Origin of the sequence: Chryseobacterium salviniae (assembly GCF_035819015.1) — a bacterium.
In the GTDB taxonomy this organism is placed as follows: domain Bacteria; phylum Bacteroidota; class Bacteroidia; order Flavobacteriales; family Weeksellaceae; genus Chryseobacterium; species Chryseobacterium salviniae.
In genome coordinates, this window is record NZ_JAYLAA010000075.1 from 1 (window position 1) to 6,569 (window position 6,569).

Annotated in this window: 6 protein-coding genes and 1 pseudogene; 2 read left to right on the top strand and 5 right to left on the bottom strand. The window is 34.5% G+C overall.

Translation table 11 applies throughout. The features are described from left to right. Positions 1-180: hypothetical protein (locus SOP96_RS19680; protein WP_326322582.1), on the top strand; the 180-nt coding region annotated here is incomplete at its 5' end. A 362-nt stretch (positions 181-542) separates the two neighbouring features. Here SOP96_RS19680 and SOP96_RS19685 read toward each other — a convergent pair. The 3 genes from SOP96_RS19685 to SOP96_RS19695 form a co-directional block, all read right to left on the bottom strand. Further along, the gene (locus SOP96_RS19685) at positions 543-1,400 is read right to left on the bottom strand and encodes a tyrosine-type recombinase/integrase (protein ID WP_326322583.1); all 858 of its coding nucleotides are present in this window, start codon (positions 1,398-1,400) and stop codon (positions 543-545) included. Continuing rightward, positions 1,369-2,193, bottom strand: coding sequence for a tyrosine-type recombinase/integrase (locus tag SOP96_RS19690; RefSeq protein ID WP_326322584.1), 825 nt, complete (start codon positions 2,191-2,193; stop codon positions 1,369-1,371). Before SOP96_RS19690 ends, SOP96_RS19685 begins: the two co-directional genes overlap by 32 nt. Positions 2,194-2,347: 154 nt before the next feature. Next, positions 2,348-4,645, bottom strand: a complete 2,298-nt coding sequence (locus SOP96_RS19695; RefSeq protein WP_326322585.1) for a CHC2 zinc finger domain-containing protein — start codon at positions 4,643-4,645, stop codon at positions 2,348-2,350. Positions 4,646-4,793: 148 nt separating this feature from the next. Here SOP96_RS19695 and SOP96_RS19700 point away from each other — a divergent pair, with 148 nt between their 5' ends. Beyond that, the gene (locus SOP96_RS19700; protein ID WP_326322586.1) at positions 4,794-5,159 is read left to right on the top strand and encodes a helix-turn-helix domain-containing protein; all 366 of its coding nucleotides are present in this window, start codon (positions 4,794-4,796) and stop codon (positions 5,157-5,159) included. Positions 5,160-5,444: 285 nt separating this feature from the next. On the opposite strand, the gene SOP96_RS19705 is transcribed toward SOP96_RS19700, so the two are convergent. Beyond that, positions 5,445-5,723: an EF-Tu C-terminal domain-related protein gene (locus SOP96_RS19705; protein ID WP_326322587.1), complete on the bottom strand. Its 279-nt coding sequence runs from the start codon at positions 5,721-5,723 to the stop codon at positions 5,445-5,447. Between the two features lie 9 nt (positions 5,724-5,732). Further along, positions 5,733-6,569, bottom strand: a pseudogene (locus tag SOP96_RS19710) (hypothetical protein); the annotation flags it as partial.

Sequence of the window (6,569 nt, forward strand, 5' to 3'; positions counted from 1 at the left end):
TTCTTTATCTTTTTATGGGTAAATAATTGTATTATTGTCGCTGTTGTTGTAGATGTGGACTTGTGGGAAAAACTGCGCCTGGATTCAGTCCGGATTTTTCCACAAATCCACATTTCTGTTCTTTTACCAACTTCATTTTCTACGGATAACTTTCAAAAGCGATGGCGCATTTTTCCTTGATTCGGGTGGTTGCAGCGGTGGAGAAAAAGGTATTTTTCGGAGCTGGGAAGATTCGGGGAAGCGTTGGCTAAAAGCGTTGGATTGTGCGGGCTTTGCCCAAACAAAAGGAAAGCATTTTACATAATCCCAAATTATAGGCAATGAGGGATTTGTGCGGAGTGGAGCAAAGCGCAACGGAGAACAACGTTTGGCGTTGGGTTTGCGTATAATTTTGATTATGTAATTTGCTGTGGCTGTTTTGGGTGGGAGAGTTGGAGGGGTTGAGCGTCGGAGAAAATGTCTTTTTTATTTGGAGGGCGGGATATTTAATTCAATGCAAGCGTTGGGCAATTCAAGGTTTAAGGTTCAAAATTCAAGGTTTTTTATTTAATTGGATGGAACTGATTAATCGCTGTTTGTAACGCATCAATCCCGGTTTCTCTGTATTTCTCGGTGGTGTCGGCGTGTTTGTGTCCTGCAAAATATTGTACTTTTCTTAAGTTTTCGCCCTGGTCTAATTTCAGTTTGATAACGCTTTGTCGGATTTTTACGCTTGTCAATTTCTTTGTAAAACCTTTCTGATAAGTTGATACAAGATAGTTGATGTCGTCTTTTGTAATTGCTGACCCAAGTTTATTCAGTAGAAAAAAAGAAGTTTTTTGCCTTTCTAATTTCTCTCTTTCTTCCTGTAAATATTGATAAAACAACAATATTTGTTCTGCTTTTAAATCTAAAATCCTACTGTTTGTAATTCCTGATTTCTGAACTTTTATTTTTGCATTTTGTAAATCTAAATCTTCGATTTTCAGTTTCTCAATATCTCCAACTAATAACGCCTGATTCACCAGTAAACTCATTATAATTTGGTTTCTTTTTTCCAATATCGGATATCGTTCTTCTCTTGGTTCTAAAAGCTTTTTTAATTCCTTTTCTGTCAGTAATTCCTGTAATTGTATCGGGTTTTCTTTGCCGTCTTTTATCCTGATATTTCCTGCAATATTTGTTTTTATCTTTCCTGTTTCTACTAAATAATCGTAGTATTTTTTTATCGCATAAACCGTTCTTTTTACGCTTTGTGGAGTATAGCTTTTTCTTAAGTATTCTACATATTCCATTAGATTCTGATAGCTCAGTTTCTCCGGATTTTTATTATGCTTTTTAAACTTTTCTATTTCGTAGAGATAGTTTTTTACAGTTCCTCCAGATAGTTCATTTTGCAGATAGTTTTCCAGTTCCATCATTGATTCTTGTGTAGATTTGAGTTGTTCCTAAATATTGATGTCCTAAAAAATCCCTCACTTTTTCAAGCTCCATTCCCTGTTCCAGAAGTTGTGTAGCAATTGTATGCCTTAAACAATGTAATGTAAATCCTTGATTATTCAACTCTGCTTTTTTGAGTAACTTTTTAAATTCTTCGTAGATTCTTGTTGCTGTAATGTTCAATAAATATTCTTTTCCTTCAGATGAAAAAATAAAGTCTTTAATATCTTTCTGAACTTGTTTTGTAAATGGAATAACTCTGCGCTTTTTACCTTTTCCTTTTTTGATGTAGAGTAGATTATTTTCTAAATCAATATCCTTAATCTTTAGTTCTGATGCTTCGCTTCTCCTCATTCCGCACGCATAACACAGATGTAATATGATGGTTTGTAATGATGTGCTTTTATTGTATAATCTTCTGATTTCTTCGTCTGTAAATACTTTTCTCTCTTCTGATTTCGGAGTTTTAATTTTCAGCTGGTAAGGATTGAGTTTTATGGTTCCGGATCTTTGTAAATATTCAAAGTAGAGTTTGATGGCCAATGCAATAGAGTGGAGATAGTTATCACTTAAAGCCTTTTTAGTTCTCGGGCTTATGACCGTTTTCAGATAACTGTAATACTCTAAAATGTCCTGGCTTTGTACTTCAAAATTTTCTTTCCGGATATATTTTAAAAACTTTGCAATCTGCTTTGGATAGGAGTTTATAACGGTTTTACAATACCCTAAATTCTGTAATTCTTTTCTAAATTGTAGTATATTTTCTTCATCCATTTGTATTAGTATGATTGTTTTGCTTACTCAATATTTTCAATTTTTCCGAACAATAACCAACTTTTCTTTATTCATCGTGCTTTGTCAGTAATCTAGCGTTCGTTTTGCTTCCGTTTAGCGTTCGCTTGCGTTCGCACCTTGTAGGTGAGGCAATTTATTTTTTCTTCTTTAGTTCTTCTAGTTGCTTTGTAAAAGCTTCCTTTAAATCTTTCCTAACTTTCTGAATATTATCACTATAAGAGATTTTATACTTAAATCCTTTATTTGCATAACCGATTTGTTTTAAATACTCTAATCTTACCAATTCGTTCAGATAAAACTGTAATTGTGTTTTCTTAAATCCTGTAACCTCCATCGCATCGAACCTTGTAAAACTATCTTCTTTGAAGGCTTTCTTTAGTTTCTCAAAAAACTGTCTCAGACTTCCGTCTAATTCGTCTATTTTTAAAATAATACTCTCGAATAATATTTCTACTGCATTTTCTATATCTTCAATTTCTGTAATTAAAAAGTTGTCTTTTGTTTCTCTTTGATATTGATGTATAATAGTAATTTGCTTAATGATGGATTGAAACATTTCATTTAAACGCCTTTTATTTTTCACATTATTCGGCAGCTGTATCTGTGTTGCAAACGGATTGATTACCTCGTAATGTTTTAGATTTTTAACGATTTTCTGTATAAAGCTTATCGCTTTTTGCTCTTCGCTTTTGTCGACTTCTCCGGCATTTCTGCGGTTCTGATAATTGATAATTTTCTCGGTCTGCTCCTCACTTTCATTAATGGCGATAATAAAACTCCGGTTCATATTATCTTCGTAGGTTTCTCCTTTTGTGGTTGCACTTAAACTACTGAACTGTCCTTTTACAATCTTATGAGAAGATTTATTATTTCCTTTTTTATCCTTGATGGTGACCGAACTTCTTAATACCTGGTTTGATATAAATTCTCTCAGCGCATACAAAGCATCTTCTTTTAAACCGTCCAAATCTTCTATTATTATAATCTTTTGGAACAGATCAAATTCTCCCCAATTGTACAAACTTGATTCTGTAATTCTTGTAAATCGGAGTACATCTTCCTGTGGCATCAAGTCTGCAATCCTGCTGATAATATGGGTCTTTCCGCTTCCGGAACTTCCCTGGACAATTCCGTGTAAGGGGCTTTTATTTAAGTAACTTATCGTAATCAGGAACAATAATAATCGGCTGTTTTCTTCTCCGATGATTCCTGCTTTTTCGATGAGCTGATTTAAAGATTTTAGTAAGTCTTTTTGTTGTAAAAATTCTGCTGCTGTTTTTGGTTCTGCTTTTGGAGATTCTTCCTTCGTCAGAATGACAGTGCGCTTGTCATTCCGAGGAATCGAGGAATCTCCTTCAGTTGAAAGAAAAATATCTTTCCGATTACTCAGTAATTCTGTAAAGATACTTTCATCGTGCAACTGCAAAGTTTCGTTGACATCATTATTCGGCAACTCTACGCTTGTAATTTTAACATTGTTACATTGTTCCATTATTAGATTGCTACATTTGGCGACAGCCATTTTTCCTGCTTTATCCTGGTCAAAACAAAAGATAATTTCCTCCAGTTCCGGAAGATCTTTTATTGCTTGTAAAATTTCCTCGTTCAAGCCATTCGTTCCGAAGCAGGCCATTAGCGAATAGCTATTAGCAATTGGATTTATCTGAAGTAAACTTGCACAATCGATAATGGCTTCCGTTAATATCAGTTTTTTGGTGTCTTTTTTTGGATATCCCGGATAAATTCCGGAGCGGTTCTTCAGATAAAAATGGCGGGATGTTCCCGCAGCCAATTTATTATCGTTAGGCTCTAAAATGCTTCTTCCGTAAATGCTTACAATTTCATTATCTCTGTTTTTTAAAGGAAAAATAATACACTTATTGGCAAAAACCTGATACGCTTTTTCTTTGGTTCTGTTGTTGACGAGTCCTTTGTCTAATAGTAATCCTATTTCTAAAGCATTGTTTATCAGTTCTCCGGTTTTTCTTTCCCCATGATGGAACTGCCCCGAGTTGTAGCCGATTTCTAAAATGCTATTATCCAGATTTCTCTTTTCCAAATATTCCTTTGCAGGCTTGCTGTTGCTTATCGCATTCCTAAAGTATTGGAACATATTGGTAAGGAACTTTTCTTTACTTATCTCTTGGTTTCCGGAACCTGGATTTAAAATCTCTTCAGCTTTTTTTATCGCTTCGTGCTTTGATAAATTTTCTTTGTGCATTATAAAATCGATCACATCCATACTTTTGCCGTGCGTTTTGCAATTACTGCTAAAACAATATGCTGTCTGCGTTTTGTAATAGATCTGCATTGATGGCGTTTTATCTTCGTGGAACGGACAGCACATTTTATTGTTCTTATCAGGTTTTAAACCGTAATAATGCAGAACATTTGCAATTGATAACTGGGATTTTATTTCTGTAATCTCCATAAATAGAGGGTTTAATTTATTTTGTGCCTATTTGTCTATTGCAAATCTATAAATTAATTTCCTTTTAGTCAAATAATTATTTTACTATTTGGATATTATTTGTTATTTATGGACTTTTTGGATATTTTTGTTTGTAAATATTCTGACAATGGATTTAGGACAAAATATAAAAGCACTAAGAGAACAAAAAGGACTTTTGCAAAAGCAAGTCGCTACAGAAATAGGTTTGGGGATTTCTCATTACAATAAGATTGAGAACGGACAACGTGAAGCTTCCGTTGAGATGCTTGATAAACTGGCTAAATTTTACGGTGTTTCCATTGACCAGATTGTACATCCGGATAATGAAGTTCCTACCGAAGTTGTGGTAGAAGATAAAACCCTGATAGAACAGGTAAGGTTAATAAATGGACTGGAAGAAAAAGATAAAAATGTAATCTTCGCTATGCTCGAAACAATGATTACCAAACAAAAATTTAAAGATTTCTTTAATAAAAATGTAGCCGCTTTATAAAACAAACCCACCGCAATTGCAGTGGGTTTGTTTTATCCGCTCAAAGTCACAGACTTTGCGCAGCGGGGGAAATGCTTACTACCAAAAAATTCAAAGACTTCTTTGATAAAAATATTGCTGCGCTATAAATACAAAACCCACCGCTTTGCGGTGGGTTTATTTTTTCTACCGGCACGAGCGGGACGCTCGCGCTAGCGAGGGGAAGGAAGTTTTTTTGTATCATATTTTGTTGAAGTTTCCGAAGAAAGATAAATAAAAAAAGCCACCAAATTCGATGGCATGATTTTAAATTTCTATTATTTCAATTTCTCCTAAAGGTTTTTTAGATTCTGTAAATAGAATCTTTTCTCCCACATGGAGCTTGTTTCCAAAGTAATCATCAGATATAAATTCAATTTCAACCTCAGTTTCTTCACCTGGATACACCATCTTTTTTTCAGAAGATAGCATAATTCTACCTGATACTAGACTTGTTGAATCAAAATCAAAGAGAGGTCTATACCCATTCTGAAATGGGGTTTCTCTACCTCCTTTATATAATAATAATTTTGCTCTAATTTTCATAATAATTTATTATTTAGCCACAGGGCTATATTTTAAAGCCTCTATACTCTTTATAGCTCGAAGTTGATTTGCAGGAATTGAAGTTGCAGGTAAACCATCAGCAGTAAAATTAGTAGCAGATTTCATAACTGCATTTGGAACTTGTACTCTTATAATTGTCATAGGCGTTTGATCCCAATTATACAACCATTTTCCAAATTGAGAAGCATTTGATGCACTATTTGTAAAAAGTTTACCTGTTTCGTATCCTGCGCTAGAAACTCTCAATGCCCCACTTGCAGAAATATCACTTAATTCAGCAGGTGATACAGCTCTATACAATGTAGTCCCTGTAATTCTTCCATAACCACCTGCTGCAAACCCACTTGCTACATCCCTCATTTGCTCAATATGACCACTATTCATTAGTCTAAAAGTTCTATCAAGTCGAGATTCTCCAGCATTATAGTTAGGATTATCACGATAAGCTCTATATTGTTCTAAAGGATTAGGGTTAGAACTTTCTGCCAAAAATGAATGCACACCTTCTGAAAACATACTATTTGTAGAACCCATAATAGTTGTTCCTCCTTCTGTAACTGTATCTGAACCTGTATCTAAAACAGTTCCTGAAGCATTAGAGACTGTACCATTGTCATGGAAAGTATATTGCGACAATACCCCTTCGCTATTACTTGTAGTAAGTGTACTACCTTCACCAAGATGTTGTGCTGATTCTCCATATTTACCAACTGCATCCGCCTGAGACTTTACAGATGCATCAAAAAATACCTGACTACCTCTTTTTATCCAATCTTCCCCTTGCATACCTGTTGGGTCTATAATGTTGATTGGATTGTTATAAGT